This is a genomic window from Pseudomonas sp. ES4, assembly GCF_050586665.1.
In the GTDB taxonomy this organism is placed as follows: Bacteria; Pseudomonadota; Gammaproteobacteria; order Pseudomonadales; family Pseudomonadaceae; genus Aquipseudomonas; species Aquipseudomonas frederiksbergensis.
In genome coordinates, this window is sequence record NZ_JBOBDO010000029.1 from 15,107 (window position 1) to 32,609 (window position 17,503).

Genomic DNA, 17,503 nt, shown 5'->3' on the forward strand with positions numbered 1-17,503 from the left:
GGGGCCAGCAGCCTTAACGCAAAATAATCAGATGCCCCAAAACCTTGTGCTGCTCAAACCCCAACACCCCTTGCAACGAACTCAACACTGCTTGCGGATCCTTGCTCGGAAAGCTGCCACTGACCCGCCGCGCCGCCAGTTCATCGTTGAGCAGCACAATCCGTCCCGGGTAATAACGCCCAAGGTCTTGCACCACCTCAGCGAGTGTCGCCTTGTAGTAATTGAGCCATCCCTGACGCCACGCCAATTGCGCTTCGCTGTCGACTGCATGGAGTTTTTGCGCCGAACCCTCGCCATAGGCCACTTGCTGGCCAGCGCTGAGAATTTGTTGTTCGGCGTGCCTGTCCGCCGTCACGCCCACCCGCCCGGACAACACCGTGACCTGCGCGCCGTGCGGTTGCAGACGCACTTCGAACTGAGTCCCCAGCACCCGCGCCTGGCCTTTTTCAGCGTCCACCACGAACGGCTCGCCGGTGTGGGTCACGCTGAAAAATCCGGCGCCGCGCCGCAGCTCAACCCGCCGCTCGCCACGACTGAAATCCACCGCAATCGCGCTGTCGGCATCAAGCGTGACGTGTGACTGATCCGCCAGCGTGACGGTGCGAATTTCCCCCGGCGCCGATACATAGTCCGCGCCCAGATCATCGACCCAGCGCGACGGTTGCCAGCCAGCACCGACGCCGATCATCAACACCATGCACGCGGCCATCGCCAACGCACCGGACCAACGCAGAACGCGGGTACGGCGCGAGCGATTCATGGCGCTGAGGTAACCCTGCAAGGCAAACGCCTCTTCGTCGGCCAACGTTCGGGCCGGTGTTTCGGTCAACTCCCACACCACTTGCGCCTGGGCGTAAGCCTCGGCATGGGCAGGGTCGGCCTGTAGCCAATGGCTGAAGGTGGCCTGATCGCCGCTGCTGGGCTGGTCATGCAACAGACTCAGCCAGGCGAAGGCTGCCTGTTCCTGAGCAGGCGTCGGGATGACGCGTTCGGTGCTGTTCACAGTGCTTTCCCTGGCGTGCGCGGTTCGGGTTCCCGCAGGCTGGCCTTGCAAGCCTCGAGGGCGCGCATCATATGTTTTTCCACGGCGCTTTGGGACAACCCCATGGCCTTGGCGATTTCGGCGTATTTGCGCCCGTGGATACGGTTGAGCAGAAAAATCTGTCGGGTGCGCTCAGGCAGCGCACGCAACGCCGCTTCGACGTGACGCAAATCGTTGCCCGCCTCTAGCGCCGCTTGCGGTTCGCTGCCGTGACTGTCGGGTTGATCCGGCATCCAGCCCTCGTTGACCCGCACCCGCGTGCCTTCGCTGCGCAAATGATCGATGGCGATGTTGCCGGCGCACCGCAACAGGTAAGTGCTGAGCTCTTCGACCTGCACCAGCGGCCGACGCCAGAAACGCAGGAACAAATCCTGCACCAAATCCGCGGCGGTCGCCCGACACCCGACACGACGGCTCACCAGCGCTTCCATTTGCGAACGCTGGGAAAGGAACACCTGCAGGAAATGCGCACGCGCACCGCGATGTTCGTCGTCATGGGATTCCGGGGGGCTGCTGATCATCAGGTCAGCCTTGCGCAAACACGGCGACGGGGCTGGCGAGCACGCTCAACCCGGCCAACGCCAGGGCCAGGCGCGGGCGATACGGCATCAACAACACCAGCAGCAAAGCGCTGAGCATCAACACCGCAAACCACTCCACCAATCCAAGCCCCCACCCCGTCGAGGACACTGCGGCCCACAGCGATAACGCCAGCAACAGCCAGCCACTGAATTTCATCCCTTGGCGGCGACGGGCCGAGGGCTTGCGTCCCAGCAGTTCAGCGTGATGCCGATCCATCGATAAACAGAGCGCGGTGAAACCGCCGTAGCACAGCAACAAGGCCAGGAACATTCAGTGCGCCTCTTGCGCAAGCGCTATCGATTTCGCCCGCGGCCGGGTGACGATTCCAGCCTGCCCCGCGCGCTGTTTTTTCCACGCAGCCCACGCGAAAAACAGACCGCTGCCCAGGCACGTCAGATCGAAACCGGCCATGACCCAATCGCCCTGCATCAGAGTGACGCCCAAGTGATACGGCGTGGTCAGCGCGTTCAGCAGCGGCAGCGCACAGAACAGCAACGCCGTCAGCGCCAACTGTTCGACCCACGCGGCGCGACCACGGCGGACCATGGCGTGCAACACACTCAAGCCCCAGACGACAAAGAAGCTGTTCACTTCCCAATCCGCCCGCCCGGCCATTCCTACCGGTAACAATCGATTGGCCCAGAAGAACGCCGCCACCGCGACCATCAACCCCGACATGCTGGCGATATTCAGCACTTCCACCAACCGCAACTCAAACGGCATCACACCGCTCTTCGCATGTTTGATCTGGCGCTTGCCGAGCCAGATCACCAGCCCGGTGCCGATCATCGCGGTGCCAGCCAACCCACAGATGAAGTACAGCCAGCGCAACACCGGACCGGCAAAATGGCCCATGTGCAAGCCGTAGAAACTGCCGGCAATCGCCATGGGCAATGCTTGCTTCGGCGTTGCGCCGAGCAATTGCCCGGTCACGCCATGGAATGTCAACGCGCTGCCAAAGTCGTGGACCACTCGGTCGGCGCCGTCCCGCGCAAGAATGACCGAGGCATTCGCATCGCCCGGATTGTTCACCGTCAGCCGCCCGGTTCGCCCGCCCCCCCACTGCTCGCTGGCCCGTTCCAGCAGCGGGGACAACGGCGCCAACTGACCCGGTTTGCCTGCCATTTCAGGCGGATTGGACGCTGGAATCACCTCATCGTAAAACGCCTCGACACCGCCTTCGTACGAGGCAAGGATGCTCGCCGGCATCACCATCACCATGAAAATCACCAGGCTGCTGTAGGTGATCATCAGATGAAACGGCAACACCAGAACGCCCACCGCATTGTGCCCGTCGAGCCAAGAGCGCTGGCCCTTGCGCGGACGGAAGGTGAAGAAGTCCTTGAAGATTTTCTTGTGGATGATGATCCCGCTGATCAGCGCGACGAACATCACCATCGCGGCGATCGTCGACAGCCAGCGCCCCCACGGATAGGGCATCTGCAGCTGAAAGTGGAAGCGGTAAAAGAACTCGCCACCGCGGGTGTCCCGGCCCTGCACTTCTGTACCGGTTTGCGGATCGAGGAGTTTTTCGGTGAATTGACCGCGCGTGCCGGGCTTGGTCGCTGCTTGCTGCCACCTCACCGACAGCCCGGGTTCGCGAGCGTCCGGTAAATCGATGAGCCATCGCGAGGCTCCCGCGGCGTGCTGCTCGAGATAACGCTGGGCCAGGGTCAGACTGGCTTCGGAGGACAGCGAGCGGGCGGGAATTTCCGGCTGCATCCAGTGGCTGATCTCATCCTTGAAATAGGCGAGCGTGCCGGTAAGGAAAATCGCGAACAACAGCCAGCCGAAGATCAACCCGGCCCAGGTGTGCAGCCAGGCCATGGCCTGTCGAAAGCCCTCTTTCATGAGCGGCCCATCCAGAACGCCAGCCCCGACACCGCCGCCAAAACCACGCTTGGCACGATCAACCCGAACCAGGCTTGCCACGCACTGCGACAGGCAAAACACCAGAGTACGGCGACCAGATAGACCAGAAACGAGGTCATCATCCCGGTGACCACCGATTCACTACGAGCCAAGGGCAGCCACATTGCCAGGGTGACACTGGCCAATGCCGCGACGACGTACCCTCCCAGCACAGCGGCCAACACTCGGGAAGTGACGGCCAGTCGGTAGGAAACGGGGAGCGCAGTGATTTTGCCTTTCATGTTTCGACCTTGAAACGGGTGAGACCCCGTGAATGTCACGGAGCCGACAAGGTCGCAATATTAATGATAAATATTCTCATGTGCAAAAGAGATCCGACGGGATCGTTGTTACAGCAGTCAACGTTCAGTCAGCACGAACAAAAACGGGCCTGCATAAGCAGACCCGTTTGTCAGTGGTGGAAGGTAAAAACCTAATCAAATATCAGCCGTTTTGAGCAGCCTGTTCGTTCTCGAGAAACTCGTCTTCCAGCAGCGCATCGGCTGCAACTCTCTCGAACGGCACCACAGCGGCACGTGGTTTGCCCCGCAGTTTGCCGAACAGGTGCTCAAGCGCATGTTCAAGTTTTTCGGCCGCCCCGTCGATCGCCAGTTCCAGGGAGTCGGCTTTATGGGTTACAGAAATCGGTTGGTGGCCTTTTGGCCGCGCTTCCAGCTGACAGCGCATGTCATGGGGACCGGGCTTGTCGCCGTTCTCGTCCCGCAGATGAACCTCGACGCGTGTCAGGTCCTCCTCATAACGTTCGAGCGTGCTCTCAATGGTAGTACGTACCCACTCCTCCAGTCGGATGCTGCTTTGAATATGGTTATCGCTGTTGACTTGGATTTGCATAGTTCATCCCTTATTTCAGCTAGCTCGCGAGAGGCACATCGGCTGGCCCTTGGGCGTCATCACCGTGACCTCTTACTTACACAATCGGTCTGCGCGCAGAACAATTCAACCCCTAAAAAAAGATAAATTTTGATTCGCAAAAAAAGCCGGACAAGGAGCAAAAGCGCTGTTAAGGTCGGGAGTTGGGTCGCCGGACTCTTTTGTCACAATTGCTCACATCTGCCGCTCCGCCAGCGGATGCAGGCTTCGAAATATCCCCGCCTCTTCCACCAGCCAGTCATGCACCGCGCGCACGCCCGGATGGCTCAGCGCCCCCGGCGCATAGAGCAGCACGTAACGCTTGTGATTGGGTACCGCCAGGCCAAACGGCACGATCAACGTCCCCCGCTCCAACTCGTCATTGAGCAAGGTTCGCCGCGCAATCGCCACGCCCATCCCGGCAATCGCCGCTTCGATGGTCAGGTGATTGCGATTGAAAGTGTGCCCGCGCCGCACGTCCGCACCTTCGAAGCCGATGGCGTTGAGGTAAAACTCCCATTCCGCGTACTCGTAACTGCCGCGCCAGGCGGTAATGTCGTGCAGCAACGGGAAATGCACCAGGTCCGCCGGACCATGCAGCGGCGGCCGACCACGCAGCAGGCTTGGGGCACAGACCGGGAAGATCTGCTCGTCGAGCAAGGTTGTGGATAACAAACCGGGATAGCTGCCGTCATTCAGGTCGATGGCCAAATCGAAGTCGCCTTCGTGCAAGGGCACGCTGCTGTCCTCGGCCACCAGCCGTAATTGAATGTCCGGAAAGCGCTGCTGCAAGCGCGGCAACCTTGGGGTCAGCCATTTGCTCAGGAACGATGGAATCGAACGCAGCCGCAGGATGCCGCTGATCATGCCCGCATCCAGTCGTCGCAATTCCGCATCGATGCTGCCGTAAGCCTCGTTGACGGTGATGGCCAGTCGCTGGCCTTCGGCGCTCAATTCCACGCCGCGAGCGCGACGATGAAACAGGCGAAAGCCCAGTCGCTCTTCCAGCTGTCGGATTTGCTGGCTGACCGCACCCGGCGTGATGTGCAGTTCTTCGGCGCAACGGGTGAACGACAAGTGCCGCGCGGCACAGGAAAACACGTGCAGCCAGACGTAAGTCTGGGCGTGCAATTGGCGACTCATTGTTTAGTCCTGCTAAAGGCTGTCTTAGGAAGTTTCGTTGGTCACGTAGGACCGAGGTAGGCAGTATCGCCGACATTGCGCTTGTCCTACAAAAATGGCAGCGATTTCTCTTCCATTGCTTGTATAGGCTTTAGCATGGCTATCAGTGTTTTCGATCTCTTCAAAGTCGGCATCGGTCCGTCCAGTTCCCACACCGTCGGCCCGATGCGCGCCGCCGCGACCTTCGCCCAATCCCTGATTGACCAACAATTGCTGGCCGACGTACGGCGCGTAGAAATCCGACTGTATGGCTCGCTGTCGGCGACCGGCGTCGGTCACGCCACCGACCGCGCCTGCGTCATGGGCCTGATGGGCGAGTGGCCGGACAGCATCGATCCCACGTCCATCGACAGCCGAATCCAGACCCTGCGCGAAACCGGCGAACTCTCCCTGGCAGGCAAAACCTCCATCGCCTTCAACTGGCAAACCGACCTCCTGCTGCTCGACGAGAGCCTGCCCTACCACCCCAATGCGATGTCCCTGACGGCCTTTGGCGAAACCGGTGAATTGTCGGAGCAAACGTACTACTCGATCGGTGGCGGTTTCATCATTGAAGCGGCCGAAGCCGAGTCCGGTATCGCGCCCACCAGCGATGTGGTGCTGCCGTACGATTTTTCCAGCGCCGCCGAGCTGCTCAAGCTCTGCAACCTGCACGGCCTGCGCGTTTCCGAGTTGATGATGGCCAATGAACTGGCCTGGCGCAGCGAATCCGAAATCCGTCAGGGCCTGCTGCACATTTGGTCGGTGATGCGTGAATGCGTCGAGCAAGGGCTGCGCCATGAAGGCATCCTGCCCGGCGGTCTGAATGTTCCGCGTCGCGCGGCGAAATTGCACCGCAGCCTGTTGGAAATCGGCAAGCCGAATGTCATCACCTCCACGCTATCGGCCATGGAGTGGGTGAACCTGTTTGCCCTCGCCGTGAACGAAGAAAACGCAGCGGGCGGGCGCATGGTCACGGCGCCGACCAATGGCGCGGCGGGGATCATTCCGGCGGTGCTGCACTACTACATGAAATTCAACCCGGACGCGTCGGACGATGACGTCGTCGCGTTCTTCTTGGGCGCTGCGGCCGTAGGAATTCTCTGCAAGAAAAACGCGTCCATCTCCGGTGCCGAAGTCGGCTGCCAGGGCGAAGTCGGCTCCGCCTGCGCCATGGCCGCCGCCGGGCTGGCGGACGTACTCGGCGCCACGCCCGAGCAACTGGAAAACGCCGCCGAAATCGGCCTTGAGCACAACCTCGGCCTGACCTGCGACCCGGTCGGCGGCCTGGTGCAAGTGCCGTGCATCGAGCGCAATGCGATTGCTGCCGTCAAGGCGATCAACGCTACGCAAATGGCCCTGCGCGGCGACGGCAAACACTTCATTTCCCTGGACCGGGTCATCCGCACCATGCGCGATACCGGCGCCGACATGCATGACAAATACAAAGAGACTTCACGGGGCGGCCTGGCTGTCAGCTGGGTGGAGTGCTGAGGAGCATTCCCGACGCCCGTAACACGTGAGCCCGAGCAAGAACAATAACGAGGCCAAACGATGACCGATGTACGTACACCTGCTGCCGATAATCCTGCTGTAGACCTGCGCAATAGCGAAATAACCCACAAAGGCTGGAACAAACACGACACCACCTGGATGCTTGGCCTTTATGGCACAGCCATCGGCGCCGGCACGCTGTTCCTGCCGATCAACGCCGGCGTAGGCGGTTTCTGGCCGCTGCTGATCCTGGCAGTACTGGCGTTCCCGATGACCTTCTACGCCCACCGCGGCCTGACCCGTTTCGTGTTGTCCGGGCGTTCCGGGGACATCACCGAAGTGGTGGAAGAACACTTCGGCATCGGTGCCGGCAAGCTGATCACGCTGCTGTATTTCTTTGCGATCTTCCCGATTCTGCTGGTGTACAGCGTGGCGCTGACCAACACCTTGAGCAGCTTCATGGAGCATCAGTTGCACATCGCCCCGCCACCACGGGCGATTCTGTCGCTGGCGCTGATCCTCGGCCTGATGGCCATCGTCCGTTGCGGCCAGGGTGTCATCGTCAAATGCATGAGCGTGCTGGTTTATCCGTTCGTTGCAGCGTTGCTGCTGCTCGGTTTGAGTCTGATCCCGAACTGGAACGGCGCATTCTTCGCCACCGCCAGTGAAGGCATGCCGATGCCGCTGTTCTTCAAGACCTTGTGGCTGGCGATCCCGGTGATGGTGTTTTCGTTCAACCATTCGCCGATCATCTCTGCCTTCTCCGTCGATCAGAAACAACGTTACGGCGAACAGGCCGAACGCAAAAGCAGCGGCATCCTCGCCATCGCCCACGCCATGATGGTGGTGACGGTGATGTTCTTCTGCTTCAGTTGCGTGCTGGCCTTGTCGCCGGCTGATTTGGCGGCGGCGAAGGCGCAGAACATCTCGATCCTGTCGTACCTGGCCAACCACTTCCAGACGCCGGTCATCGCTTACGCGGCGCCGCTGATTGCGCTGGTGGCAATCACCAAGTCCTTCCTCGGCCATTACATCGGCGCCAGCGAAGGCTTCCAGGGGCTGATCGTGAAAAGCCTGCGCGGTCGTGGCCGGGTGATGTCGGCGAACTGGCTGAACCGCGTGACCGCGCTGTTCATGATCCTCAGCTGCTGGGCCGTGGCGACGTTCAACCCGAGCATCCTCGGCATGATCGAAACCCTCGGTGGGCCAATCATCGCGTGCCTGCTGTTCCTGATGCCGATGTACGCCATCCGTCGAGTGCCGGCCTTGCGCCAGTATTCGGGTCAGGTGTCGAACGTGTTCGTGGTGTTGATCGGTTTGATTGCACTGTCTGCGATCATCTACTCATTCATGCCCTGAAACGGGCAGGAAAAAAGAAGGCGGGCCACAGAGTCCGCCTTCTTTTTTGCCGTGTCTATTGTTCGACAATTTTTGCGGCATGGCCCTTGCTACGTCACCTGTGAGGCAAAAGGACTTTTGAAAACCTCAGCGAGAGCGATGTGCCGGTGGTCTGGTGTTGCGAACTAACCCCGATCATGGCCGGTCAACAACTGCACGTTCAATTCAGGCGGTGACGCATCATGGACAACCCTTTTCAGCTCATTACCGATGCTTTTGCAGCGGATTATCAAATTAACCTGAGCATTCAGGGCCTGGATGGCAGCATTATGCTGACCCTGTCCAACAACGGTCATGTGGTCGCCAAACGGATGATCAGCGCCGAACAACGCAATGACCCCCTGCGCCTCAAACGCCTGGTGCAAAGCATTCAGTTCGGCATTGCCATCGAACAGGGCCACAGCGCCGTGGCCATCCTCGAAGCCATGACCGACGGCGACCACAACCTGCCGCCGCCACGCGTCAAAGGCCACAGCCGGCCCGCGATGAGGTTCTAAATCTCGCCCTTCTCCACTTCGGGATGCTCACCGGAACCCGCACCAATCTTGCGTTGCGGGTGTTCGATCTTCACCGAAGGGAATTGCGACGAAGCGTAACGCACCACCAGAATCGCAAACGCCAGCAGCAAAATCCCGCCGCACAGGTAGATGATGCCGATATCCGGCGGGTTGTGATGCGAGACGTTGGAGATCAGCAGTCGCGTCAGCGCGGTGATCGCCACGTAGATCAGGAAACGCACCGGCATGTGGTTGGTCTTGAAGTAAATCCCGACCATCGCCCCCAATTCCAGGTAGATGAACAGCAGCAAGATGTCATCGATCTTGATATGCCCTTCTTCGATCATCCCCAGAAATTCCATCACCGCCGCCCACGCGGTGACTGCACCGATGGCGAACAGCGCCAGGTAGTGGAAGGTCTCGACGAACAGGTTGCCCAGGGACTCGGCCAATTGATGCACGTTCTGCCGCAGTTTCTCGGCCCAGTTGATTTTCACGGTGATTCTTCCTTAGCTCGGTTCGAGCGGATGATGCGGGTTTGACGTGACGGTTGTTCTGCATGCAGAAAAAAGGCCAGAGGCGCCTGCCACATGATGGCGAGGTGCTCTAAAACGCGCTCCGTGGCGTTTGGTCGCACCTGCACCTCACAAACCCTGATTTCGGTCTACATTAAAAAGCCACTACCCAAAGCGCAGGGATTCGCTTATCCTTTTCGCTGTATATAAATACAGTGGTCGACAAGACAACTTAATGTGAAGGCATGTGAGGTGGTGAATGGCCGTCGAAGTGGTATACCGCAGCAGCCGAGATCTGGAGCGCTTGTTCATGGATAAAGCCGAAGCTGACCGTCATGACAAAATGCTCGAACTGGCCGAGTTGCTGGCCGAAGTGTTGCAAAAAGCCGTTCCGTCCCTGACCGAACAGCAAGTGGAAGAAGCCGGGATCTACATGGCGAAGAACCGCGATGTGTTCGCCAAGGCGTTCAAGAGCCAGCCGGATGCTCTGTCCGAACTGCTGAACGCACCTGCTGAAGTCGTTGAAAAGGCTGCCCCCGTTGAAGCGCCTGCACCTGTTGAAGTCGCTGAGCCGATCAAGCCAGCTAAAGCGCCCAAGGCTGCCAAGTAAGCAACGCCCGAATTGAATAGGCCCTGAGTCAAACGACTCAGGGCCTTTTTCATGCCTGCAAAAAGTCAGGCTTCGGGTTGTTCCAGCGAAAGCGGCTGACTAATACGCCTATACATTGCTTTCACGTCAATTCACGTTCTCTGCATTAGCCTCTCAAATCCCTGTCGGCAAGAGGGCTGATTATTTTTTGGGGAGCGATGCGATCATTTGATCAAAGGCCGTTACCGAGTATCTTTCATCAAGGTTTTCTACGGTGGGCATTTTTGAAGGGAACCCGAATCGCACTCTGCCGGGAAGCGCTTCATTCATAGCTGAGTACCAGGTCAGCAGAGCTTGTTGGAGGCGCACGTGTAGCTCGAATCTACTCCGTCGGCGGGTGGTGTCTGCTTTGGCTCGTTCGCGCGCGAGCTGAGGATCTATGCGGCCAACAATGTAACAGTCAGCAAAGCCAATACGTCCTTGTGCGATCGTTTCTCTTGTAGCGTCCAACTCTATTCGCCAGTCGTGTTCGCTCGCCTCGTCGATCTGCCAAAGACTCCAAATGTAGTGGAGCTTGAGAGGGTCACTGTCACACAAAGCCCACGAAGAAATGTCTTCCATGGCCAGCGCCGTTTGCCAGCGATCCACGTTTCGCTCTGCCCAAAAAGTTGCCGCTCCGACCGGATCCTTTATCCGATCTGGCTCGTTTTCAAAACGGCCGTTTTCAGGAATGACATGTTGCCCTCCATGCTTATCGCACCAAGTGGTTTTCCCACTGGCGCTGATACCCTCAACAACCAATATCATCGTTATGACTACTCCGTTAATTGCGCCATGATCTCACTTGCTCGCTGTGTCGGCAGCCGCATCAGCACATTTTTAAGATAGGCATACGGGCCATACCCATTCATGCGCGCTGACTGGATCAGGCTCATGATCGCCGCCGCCCATTTTCCGCTGCATAACGACCCGGCAAACAACCAGTTCGAGCGCGCAAGTGCCCACGGTCGGATTCAGCTGTTCCATAGTCATCTGGTCGTGAGGACGTCATGCCGCTGATTGTGCCAGAGCAGGCGATCAGCAGCGATAAACCGATGGGCTACCGGAAGGTGTCAAAGCACTGTGATCGATCCGACCGCACCGCCTCGCTGCCTTGGGCAGCCCCAGCACAAGGCCTGAAGCTGCTCGCAATTCACTATGACTTTCGGGGCATGCCGAATGCTGCTGGCTGACCCCGGTGGAGCGGCATCCACTTGCGAATGACGTTGGCATTGATGCCGTGGCTGATAGCAGCGCTGGAGATGATTGCTCCGGGTTGCAGGCAATCCTGAACAACCTGGGCCTTGAACGATTTGGGACAACAGCGTCGTAGGCACATGAAAACCCTGGCGATAAGGGTGATCGCGTCCGCTTAAAATACGCGGACACCATCGTCCCTAAAGCTGGAGTTCGGAAGGTGATTTGGCCGGATGCTAACGCTCCAACGCCTCGACCAGCGCCTTGAAGAAACGCGCCGCCTCGCCTCCCGTGACCACGCGATGATCGAAAGTCAGGGACAGCGGCAAAACCGGATGCACCACTACAGCGCCGTCGACCGCCACCGGTTCGTCACGGATCGCGCCAGCGGCGAGGATCGCCACTTGCGGCGGCACCACCACCGGGTTGGCGTAGCGGCCGAACAAGGTGCCGAAATTCGACAGCGTCAGGGTCGCTCCCATCATTTCCTTGGGCGGAATCGATCGCGCCTGCACGTCGGCCCTTAATCGCATGACGCCTTCCTTCAAATCAGCCGAAGTGCGATGACCGACATCGCGCAGCACTGGCACGAACAAGCCGTCCGGGGTGTCCACGGCGATGCCCAGGTCGAGCCGTTCGTGTTGTTTGAGCGACAGGCTTTTGCCGTCGAAAGCGCTGTTGAGCACCGGCTCCACGGCGCACGCGGCCGCCATCGCCTTGGCGAGACGAATCAGCGGTTCGCGGGCCTGACCCCAGCGATGCAGGTCGGCATCACCGAAAATCGTCACCGGCACGACTTCGGCGTGGGACCGGGCCATGTTCAGCGCCATGCTGCGCCGCACACCGCGCAACCGTTCGCCGCCGAAGCGATCCAGTTCAGTTTGTGCCGCGTTTTCCACATCCGTACGGGTGATTTGCCCCTCGTGGCCAGAACCCGTCACCCCGCTCAACTCCACGCCGAGTTGCCGGGCCAGTTGCCGCACGGCCGGGGTGGCGCGAGTCGCCAGGTGTTCTCGGGTCGAGGGAGCCGCGCCGATGAAAAACGAGTCTTCCTGACTGCTGCCGCCACCTTCGAGTCGCCCCACTACGGTGCCCGCATCGGCTTCGCCTTCGTAACCGAGCAAGGGCTCACCAACGTGAACGATGTCGCCCTCTCCGCCGTAAAGTTTTGCCACTACGCCGTCGTAGGGTGCGGGAATATCCACCAGGGCTTTGGCGGTTTCTACCGATACCAGCAATTGATCGGCCTTGACGTCATCGCCAATGTTGACGTGCCAGCGGACGATTTCCGCCTCCTGCAAACCTTCGCCCAGATCCGGCAGTTTGAAATATTTCATCGTGACCTCCTTGGGCTCAGGCAAAGTGAAGAACGTTGTCGCAGCCCTGAAGAATGTCCTCGACGTTGGGCATGTACAGCAATTCCAGTCGATACAGCGGCGGCGGAATGTCCGGCGCGGTAACGCGCTGGATCGGTGCCTGCAAATCCAGCAACACCCGCTCATAGAGGCTCGCGGCGATTTCCGCACCGACGCCACAGGAGCGCGGCGCTTCATGAACGATCACGCAACGACCGGTCTTGCGCACCGAGGCTTCCATGGTGTCGAGGTCCAGTGGCTTGATACTCGCGACATCGATCACTTCCGCCGAGACGCCCCGCTCGGCCAATGCGGTGGCGGCTTGCAGGGTTTCCATCACACTGGCGCCCCAGCTGATCAGCGTGATGTCGCTGCCTTCGCGCAGGGTGAAACAGCTGTCCAGCGGCAGGCGCTTGCCATCGTCCAACAGAGGTTGCGGGTTCATGCGATAGAGCCGGGTCGGTTCGAGGAACAGCACCGGGTCCGGGTCATCGATGGCCGCCAGCAACAAGCCATAGGCCCGGGCCGGCGATGACGGAATCACCACCCGCAGCCCTGGAATGTGCGCGAACAATGCTTCAGTGCTTTCGCTGTGATGTTCCGGCGCGCGAATCCCTGCGCCCATCGGCGTGCGCATCACCATCGGGCAGGTGATCCGCCCGCGGGTGCGATTGCGCATGCGGCTGGAGTGGGACACCAGGTGTTCCATGGCCGCGTAGATGAAACCCATGAACTGGATTTCCACCACCGGTTTCAGGCCCTGGGCGGCCATGCCGACCACCAGTCCGCCGAGCATGGTTTCGGCCAGCGGCGAGTCGATGACGCGCTTGAAGCCAAAGCTGTCGCGCAGCCCTTGGGTGGCGCGAAACACGCCGCCGTTCACTCCGACATCCTCACCGAGGACGATGACGTTCTCGTCTTCGCTCATCGCCCGATGCAGCGCGAGATTCACCGCTTCCAGCAACGTGACTTTGCCGTTACTCATGGCTCGCATCTCCCGCGCGGCGCGCCGCCCTTTCGAGCAACTCTTCACGCTGCCCGGCGAGGGACGCCGGCCATTGGGCGTAGACGTGATCCATGATCGATTCGGGCGCCTGAAGACCCGCTGCTTCGAAGTTATCCACAGCCTGCTGCACCAAGCCATGGCATTCGCTGATCAGCGCCTGTTCGCGGCCTTCGTCCCACACGCCCTGGTCGACCATGAAACGTTGCAGGCGTTTGACCGGTTCTTCGAGCCAGGCTTGCTTGACCTCGTCTGCCGACCGGTAGCGTGTGGCATCGTCGGCTGTCGTGTGGTCGCCGAGGCGGTAGCTCAGGCATTCCAGCAACACCGGGCCTTTACCGTGACGCGCCCGTTCGAGGGCCGCTTGTACCCGGTCGTAAACCGCGAGCATGTCATTGCCGTCGACCTGCTCACCGTGAAACCCGGCACCGATCGCTTTCTGTGCCAGGGTCGGGGCGCCGCACTGAATCCGTCGTGGCACCGAAATCGCCCATTGGTTGTTATTGACCACGAACACCACCGGCAACTGCCAGGCACCGGCGACGTTGAGGGCTTCGAGGAAATCGCCCTTGCTGGTGGCGCCGTCGCCGCAGGTGGTGACAGCGACCCGATGTTCGCCGCGGATTTTGAATGCACTGGCTACGCCGCAGGCATGCAGGGCCTGGGTAGCAATCGGCACACAGATCGGAAAGTCTTGGGCCGCCGCCGGTTCGGCAAAGTCGCTGCCGCGCTCGTCACCGCCCCAATACAGGAGAATTTCTTCCATGCGCACGCCGCGCATCAATTGCACGGCGGTGTCGCGGTAATACGGAATCAGCACGTCTTCGGCGTGCATCAAGCTGCCCACCGCCACGCCAATGGCTTCCTGGCCCAAGGTCGGCGCATACGTGCCGATGCGCCCGGTGCGTTGCAGGGCGACGGCTTTCTGATCAAAAAGGCGGGTCAGGACCATCTGCCGATAAAGGCGCGTCAGCAAATTGAAATCGTCGGCCCAGGCAGGAAGTTCGCCGAGCAATTGGCCGTCAGGGGATAAAAATCGGGTGTAAGGCAGCTCAACCTTGTGAGGCATCACAGGGGCTCCTGGCACGCCGCGTCAGCGTGCGTCAGTCAAGCCTGACGCTCGTGGCGCCAAGGCTTTGGGAGCAAGTCTGCCGGATAGGCCCTCACTCCTTCATCGGTTCAACTTCATCGATACAGCACTTTCTCCGCCAACTCGTCAGCCACGCGGGCCGGCGAGCGTTTTTCCGCTTGGGCATGGGCGAAGACTTCGGTCAGCCGGGAGCTGATTTTCGACAGGTGTGCGGTGATGGTCGATAGCTCTTCACCACGGTGCTTGAGCGAGACGTAGATCAGCCCGCCGGAATTGATCACGTAATCCGGCGCATACAAAATGCCCCGCCGCTCCAGTTGATCCGCGACTTCCAGGTGGGTCAGTTGGTTGTTCGCCGAGCCCGCCACCGCCGCGCAGCGCAATTGCGTCACGCTGTGGCTGTTGAGCACGCCACCAAGACCGCAGGGCGCGAGAATATCGCAAGGAGTGCTGAGCAGCGCGTCGTTGGCGATCGGATGAGCGCCAAGTTGTTCCATCGCCAGTTGGACCTTGCCGTGATCGATGTCACTGACCAGCAGTTCGGCACCGGCGGCGTGCAGCTGTTCGGCGAGGGCAAAACCAACGTTGCCAAGCCCTTGAATCGCCACTCGCAGGCCTTCGAGGTTATCGCTGCCCAGCCGGGCCATGGCGGTGGCACGAATACCGGTGAACACGCCCATCGCCGCGTGCGGTGCCGGGTCGCCCGCCGCGGTGGTGCTGGTGACGTACTGGGTCTGTTGGGCGATGCAATCCATGTCCGCCACTGAGGTGCCGCTGTCGATGGCGGTGATGTAGCGGCCGTCGAGCTGGTTGATGCAACGCCCGAAAGCTTCGAACAGCGCGGCGCGGTTTTCCACATGCACCGGGCGGACGATCACCGCCACGCCGCCGCCCTGAGCCAGGCCGGCCAGCGCCGCCTTGTAACTCATGCCTTGAGCGAGACGCACCGCATCCTCGACGGCGGATTCGTCGCTGGGATAGGCAAGGTAACGACACCCGCCCAGGGCTGGTCCCAGACGGCTGTTATGAATGGCAATGACCGCCTTCAACCCGGTGACCGAGTCGACGCTCAGATGCAGGGATTCAAGGCGAGTGCTTTGCATGAGAGCGAACATCGTAGGGCTCCCGAATCACTTCTTGTAGTCGCCAGTATAGGCTTGCGCCCGAAAATTGCAGAAGCGCGCCGGAATAAGCGACGACGCCATGCAGACTTTCGGACATAACCGTCAACCGCCCATGTCCGGCACTGGACGAATGCCGGAGACGGGGCTAAAACGAGGCATTAGCCGGAGATTTTGATGACCCCCCGCCAACGTTTTTTCGACTGTCTGCAACGTTCACCGCCCGCGCTGTTCGAGGCGGCGCTGTGGATTGCCGCCGAACACGACAGTGACGTCAATTGCGAGGCGGTACTGAACGATCTCAAGGACCTGCAACAACGGGTCAGTCAGGGCTTGCCGATGTTGCCGGTGAGCGAGTTGGCCCAGCCGTTGTTACGGCGTATGAATGACCTGGGATTCGCTCAGGACTCCTCCACGCCATTGCGCCCGCAAGTCGCGCTGGTCAATAAAGTGCTGGAACGCAGGCGCGGGCAGCCGCTGAGCCTGGGATTGGTTGCCCTGGAACTGGCTAGAGGTCTGGAGATCCCCATGGTCGGGGTCAATTTCCCCGGGCATTTCCTGTTGCGGGTGCCGGGCGCCGATCACTTGCTCGACCCCTGCGGCGGGCGTCGTTTGTACCCCAACGACTGCCGGGAACTGCTGCAACGCCAATACGGCCCGAACATGAAACTCAGCGCCGAGCATTTGCTCACCGCCGAGCCGGTGCAAATGCTGCAGCGGCTGTCGCGCAACCTGCGTCAGTTACACCTTTCCAACGATGACTACATCGGCGCCCTGATCGACGCCGAACGCGTGCTGGAACTGGGCAACGCCAGTGCTTCCGACTACCTGGCCCGGGCCAGCCTCTATCAACGGCTGGATTGCCCGAATGCCGAGCGCTTCGACCTCGAACATGCCCTGCTGCTCAGTGACGACCCGATTCAGCGGATTCGCCTGACTGAACGGTTGGGGCATTTGCCGCCAAACTCCATCGTCCATTAAAAGCAAAAGATCCGATGGTTTTAAGGGGTGTCCGGCTGGTTCGCCGGATGCGCCTCGATGAATGCCGGATGCGTCGCCGCCAACGCCGCCACTCGACGAATCCGCGGATACGCTTCAAGTGAAATGCTGAAGCGCTCGGCCGCGTACAGCTGCGGGATCAGGTAAACATCCGCCAGCCCAGGTGTCGGACCAAAGCAATAACCCTCGTCGCCGATCAACTGCTCCACCGTCGCCAGCCCCTGGCTGATCCAGTGCCCAATCCACTCCACCACTTGCGGTTCATCGTGGCCCAACTGCCGCAGCTTGTTGAGCACGCTGACGTTGTGCAGCGGGTGCACGTCGCAACCAATCACTGCCGCCACGCCACGCTCATGGGCGCGAGCGGCGAGGTCTTTGGAGAGCAGCGGAACCTGTGGATAACGTTCCTCCAGGTATTCAATGATCGCCGGCGACTGGATCAGCAGCTCGCCTTCGTCGGTGCGCAAGGCCGGCACGCGGCCTTGTGGATTAATGCTCAGATACGGCGGCTGCCGATGTTCACCACCTGGCGGCGCGATCAGGTTGATCGGCAACGCCTGGTAATCCAGGCCCTTGAGCGCCAACGCAATGCGCACCCGGAAGGACGAAGTCGAACGGTAGTAGGTATAGAGTTCCATGA

Annotated in this window: 20 protein-coding genes and 2 pseudogenes; 6 read left to right on the plus strand and 16 right to left on the minus strand. The window is 60.2% G+C overall.

The window, feature by feature from the left end:
* Window positions 1–13 precede the first annotated feature (13 nt).
* From ACQ4OB_RS24385 to ACQ4OB_RS24415, 7 genes are all read right to left on the minus strand, one after another.
* The gene (locus tag ACQ4OB_RS24385; RefSeq protein WP_430956608.1) at window positions 14–1,003 is read right to left on the minus strand and encodes a FecR family protein; all 990 of its coding nucleotides are present in this window, start codon (window positions 1,001–1,003) and stop codon (window positions 14–16) included.
* Window positions 1,000–1,563, minus strand: coding sequence for an RNA polymerase sigma factor (locus ACQ4OB_RS24390; RefSeq protein WP_156886700.1), 564 nt, complete (start codon window positions 1,561–1,563; stop codon window positions 1,000–1,002). Before ACQ4OB_RS24390 ends, ACQ4OB_RS24385 begins: the two co-directional genes overlap by 4 nt.
* A 4-nt stretch (window positions 1,564–1,567) precedes the next feature.
* On the minus strand, window positions 1,568–1,894 hold the full coding sequence (locus ACQ4OB_RS24395; RefSeq protein WP_430956609.1) for a DUF3325 domain-containing protein: 327 nt from the start codon (window positions 1,892–1,894) through the stop codon (window positions 1,568–1,570).
* Complete coding sequence (locus ACQ4OB_RS24400) at window positions 1,895–3,475, minus strand: PepSY-associated TM helix domain-containing protein (protein WP_430956610.1); 1,581 nt, start codon at window positions 3,473–3,475, stop codon at window positions 1,895–1,897.
* Complete coding sequence (locus tag ACQ4OB_RS24405; RefSeq protein ID WP_430956611.1) at window positions 3,472–3,777, minus strand: DUF3649 domain-containing protein; 306 nt, start codon at window positions 3,775–3,777, stop codon at window positions 3,472–3,474. The genes ACQ4OB_RS24400 and ACQ4OB_RS24405 overlap by 4 nt, the downstream gene beginning before the upstream one ends.
* 202 nt (window positions 3,778–3,979) lie before the next feature.
* Window positions 3,980–4,387, minus strand: a complete 408-nt coding sequence (locus ACQ4OB_RS24410; RefSeq protein ID WP_074873857.1) for an HPF/RaiA family ribosome-associated protein — start codon at window positions 4,385–4,387, stop codon at window positions 3,980–3,982.
* Window positions 4,388–4,600: 213 nt separating this feature from the next.
* A complete protein-coding gene (locus ACQ4OB_RS24415; protein WP_074873856.1) occupies window positions 4,601–5,548 on the minus strand; it encodes a LysR substrate-binding domain-containing protein in 948 nt (315 codons plus the stop codon).
* A gap of 135 nt (window positions 5,549–5,683) precedes the next feature.
* Between ACQ4OB_RS24415 and ACQ4OB_RS24420 the strand changes: the two genes are divergently transcribed.
* The 3 genes from ACQ4OB_RS24420 to ACQ4OB_RS24430 all read left to right on the plus strand — a co-directional run bounded on the left by ACQ4OB_RS24420 (window position 5,684) and on the right by ACQ4OB_RS24430 (window position 8,955).
* The gene (locus tag ACQ4OB_RS24420; protein WP_430956612.1) at window positions 5,684–7,060 is read left to right on the plus strand and encodes an L-serine ammonia-lyase; all 1,377 of its coding nucleotides are present in this window, start codon (window positions 5,684–5,686) and stop codon (window positions 7,058–7,060) included.
* 60 nt (window positions 7,061–7,120) lie between these two features.
* Window positions 7,121–8,419, plus strand: a complete 1,299-nt coding sequence (locus ACQ4OB_RS24425; protein WP_430956613.1) for a serine/threonine transporter — start codon at window positions 7,121–7,123, stop codon at window positions 8,417–8,419.
* A gap of 221 nt (window positions 8,420–8,640) precedes the next feature.
* Window positions 8,641–8,955: a DUF3509 domain-containing protein gene (locus tag ACQ4OB_RS24430; RefSeq protein ID WP_074873853.1), complete on the plus strand. Its 315-nt coding sequence runs from the start codon at window positions 8,641–8,643 to the stop codon at window positions 8,953–8,955.
* Here ACQ4OB_RS24430 and ACQ4OB_RS24435 read toward each other — a convergent pair.
* Complete coding sequence (locus ACQ4OB_RS24435; RefSeq protein ID WP_074873852.1) at window positions 8,952–9,452, minus strand: phosphate-starvation-inducible protein PsiE; 501 nt, start codon at window positions 9,450–9,452, stop codon at window positions 8,952–8,954. The genes ACQ4OB_RS24430 and ACQ4OB_RS24435 overlap by 4 nt on opposite strands.
* Window positions 9,453–9,729: 277 nt before the next feature.
* Here ACQ4OB_RS24435 and ACQ4OB_RS24440 point away from each other — a divergent pair.
* Window positions 9,730–9,984, plus strand: a pseudogene (locus ACQ4OB_RS24440) (YebG family protein); the annotation flags it as partial.
* Window positions 9,985–10,260: 276 nt separating this feature from the next.
* Here ACQ4OB_RS24440 and ACQ4OB_RS24445 read toward each other — a convergent pair.
* Window positions 10,261–10,866 (minus strand): hypothetical protein, encoded by a 606-nt coding sequence (locus tag ACQ4OB_RS24445; protein ID WP_102615053.1) that lies wholly within the window; start codon window positions 10,864–10,866, stop codon window positions 10,261–10,263.
* An 8-nt stretch (window positions 10,867–10,874) separates the two neighbouring features.
* A pseudogene (locus ACQ4OB_RS24450) lies at window positions 10,875–11,072 on the minus strand (transposase domain-containing protein); the annotation flags it as partial.
* 36 nt (window positions 11,073–11,108) lie between these two features.
* On the opposite strand from ACQ4OB_RS24450, the gene ACQ4OB_RS24455 reads away from it, so the two are divergent.
* Window positions 11,109–11,291, plus strand: a complete 183-nt coding sequence (locus tag ACQ4OB_RS24455) for a hypothetical protein (RefSeq protein WP_173860438.1) — start codon at window positions 11,109–11,111, stop codon at window positions 11,289–11,291.
* On the opposite strand, the gene ACQ4OB_RS24460 is transcribed toward ACQ4OB_RS24455, so the two are convergent.
* From ACQ4OB_RS24460 to ACQ4OB_RS24480, 5 genes are all read right to left on the minus strand, one after another.
* Entirely contained in the window at window positions 11,255–11,437 is a 183-nt protein-coding gene (locus ACQ4OB_RS24460; protein WP_102615054.1) for a transposase, read from the minus strand. The two genes, ACQ4OB_RS24455 and ACQ4OB_RS24460, sit on opposite strands and share 37 nt — an antisense overlap.
* A 94-nt stretch (window positions 11,438–11,531) precedes the next feature.
* Complete coding sequence (locus tag ACQ4OB_RS24465) at window positions 11,532–12,632, minus strand: dihydrolipoamide acetyltransferase family protein (protein ID WP_430956614.1); 1,101 nt, start codon at window positions 12,630–12,632, stop codon at window positions 11,532–11,534.
* A gap of 16 nt (window positions 12,633–12,648) precedes the next feature.
* Complete coding sequence (locus ACQ4OB_RS24470; RefSeq protein WP_430956615.1) at window positions 12,649–13,635, minus strand: alpha-ketoacid dehydrogenase subunit beta; 987 nt, start codon at window positions 13,633–13,635, stop codon at window positions 12,649–12,651.
* Window positions 13,628–14,722, minus strand: a complete 1,095-nt coding sequence (gene pdhA, locus ACQ4OB_RS24475) for a pyruvate dehydrogenase (acetyl-transferring) E1 component subunit alpha (protein WP_430956616.1) — start codon at window positions 14,720–14,722, stop codon at window positions 13,628–13,630. The genes ACQ4OB_RS24470 and pdhA overlap by 8 nt, the downstream gene beginning before the upstream one ends.
* 116 nt (window positions 14,723–14,838) lie before the next feature.
* Entirely contained in the window at window positions 14,839–15,858 is a 1,020-nt protein-coding gene (locus tag ACQ4OB_RS24480; protein ID WP_102615058.1) for a Glu/Leu/Phe/Val dehydrogenase family protein, read from the minus strand.
* 183 nt (window positions 15,859–16,041) lie between these two features.
* On the opposite strand from ACQ4OB_RS24480, the gene ACQ4OB_RS24485 reads away from it, so the two are divergent.
* Window positions 16,042–16,845 carry a SirB1 family protein gene (locus ACQ4OB_RS24485; RefSeq protein ID WP_430956617.1) on the plus strand — a complete coding sequence of 268 codons (804 nt, stop codon included), beginning with the start codon at window positions 16,042–16,044 and terminating at the stop codon, window positions 16,843–16,845.
* A 20-nt stretch (window positions 16,846–16,865) separates the two neighbouring features.
* On the opposite strand, the gene maiA is transcribed toward ACQ4OB_RS24485, so the two are convergent.
* Window positions 16,866–17,501 carry a maleylacetoacetate isomerase gene (gene maiA, locus ACQ4OB_RS24490; protein ID WP_074873845.1) on the minus strand — a complete coding sequence of 212 codons (636 nt, stop codon included), beginning with the start codon at window positions 17,499–17,501 and terminating at the stop codon, window positions 16,866–16,868.
* Window positions 17,502–17,503 lie beyond the last annotated feature (2 nt).